The sequence below is a fragment of the Streptomyces sp. NPDC002130 genome, from assembly GCF_040296465.1.
In the GTDB taxonomy this organism is placed as follows: domain Bacteria; phylum Actinomycetota; class Actinomycetes; order Streptomycetales; family Streptomycetaceae; genus Streptomyces.
Genome location: NZ_JBEOXI010000991.1, coordinates 1 through 1,245, shown reverse-complemented (window position 1 = coordinate 1,245; position 1,245 = coordinate 1). Strand labels below are relative to the sequence as shown.

The following is a 1,245-nucleotide window of genomic DNA, read 5'->3' as shown; positions in this document are numbered from 1 at the left end:
TCTTGGCCTCGCCGCCGCCATCTGCTGCTACAAACGACTTGTCCGCCTCACCACGTAGGACACGGTCTAAAGGCGGGCCGCGATGGAACCAGTCCCGGTGGGTGAGGACAGCGCGGCCCCGGATGAGCAGGCCATACAGACCACGGTGGCCCTGGAAGGCGACGGCACGTGCATCGCCGACGCCCGCCACCTCGCTGCGGACTTCCTCACCCGCGTCCAGGCCGAGCACGGCCTGCCCGTCTCGCAGCGCGCCATGGACCTGACCCAGCTGGTGGTCAGTGAGCTGGTGACCAACGCCCGCAAGTACGCGCCCGGTCCGGTGCTGATGGACCTGCGCATCGCCGGCGACATGATTGAGATCGTGGTGTGGGACTGCGATCCGGTGCTGCCGGTGGCCCGGGCCGCCGACGCCGGGCGGGTCGGGCAGCACGGCCTGGAGATCGTCATGGCCGTCGCCCAGGGCTTCGAAGCGCAGCGCGAGCCGGTCGGTAAGCGCATCACCGCGCGCATCGCCCTCCTGGACGACCCCGGCGGCGCCATCACCGGACACCCGCCCCTGTAGGACGACGCGGACGCCCACAGTCAGAGACCCGGGCGTGAGGCGGCGTGGCGGGCCAACGCCGCCTGCAGCTCCCCGAGAAGGACATCGGGCAGCGCCGCACCCTGGGCATGCTTGAGGACCTCTTCAGCGATCTGGGTGAGTTTGATGTTGGTGTGCTGGGAGACCTCCCGCAGCACGGTGAAGCCGTCGGACGGGGTTATCTGTCCCAGGACGGTCAGGACGCCGATGGTCTGGTCGACGACGGCGTGCGAGGCGAGTGCCTGCTGCAGCTGTCTGGTCTCCTCCCGCAGCCTTTCCAGCTCTGCCGCCAGCTCATCGGCCGACGCCGACGTGGACTGCTGACGGGGATGAGCGGATGAGGTCATGGCAATCACCGAGAAAGACAGCGGACAGGGGCACCCTCACACGCCTGCCCCGCTCACCGGCCGGCATCCATCCGACTCCAGCCCGTCACCACGCGTGGGTCCTCCGGGAGCAGCTCTCGGAGGACCCAGCAGGGGCTTGATTCCCAACCCCGCTGCGACCGGGCTGCCATCTGGTTCCGGGGCATTCCTGCGCAGAACAGAACGGTGAGCCGTGGGAGCGCGTAGATCGTCTCTGTGCGGGCACGCGACGAGACGGGTGGAGCTGGGGTGAGCAACGCGGCGGCACGGCATCGATGACCGTGCCGCCGCGTGGCCTTC

2 protein-coding genes are annotated in these 1,245 nt (G+C 69.3%); one reads left to right on the top strand and one right to left on the bottom strand.

From position 1 onward, the window contains the following. The first annotated feature begins 82 nt into the window (after positions 1-82). On the top strand, positions 83-562 hold the full coding sequence (locus ABT116_RS47715; protein ID WP_351647725.1) for an ATP-binding protein: 480 nt from the start codon (positions 83-85) through the stop codon (positions 560-562). A 20-nt stretch (positions 563-582) separates the two neighbouring features. On the opposite strand, the gene ABT116_RS47710 is transcribed toward ABT116_RS47715, so the two are convergent. Continuing rightward, positions 583-927, bottom strand: a complete 345-nt coding sequence (locus ABT116_RS47710; RefSeq protein WP_351647721.1) for an ANTAR domain-containing protein — start codon at positions 925-927, stop codon at positions 583-585. Positions 928-1,245: the final 318 nt, after the last annotated feature.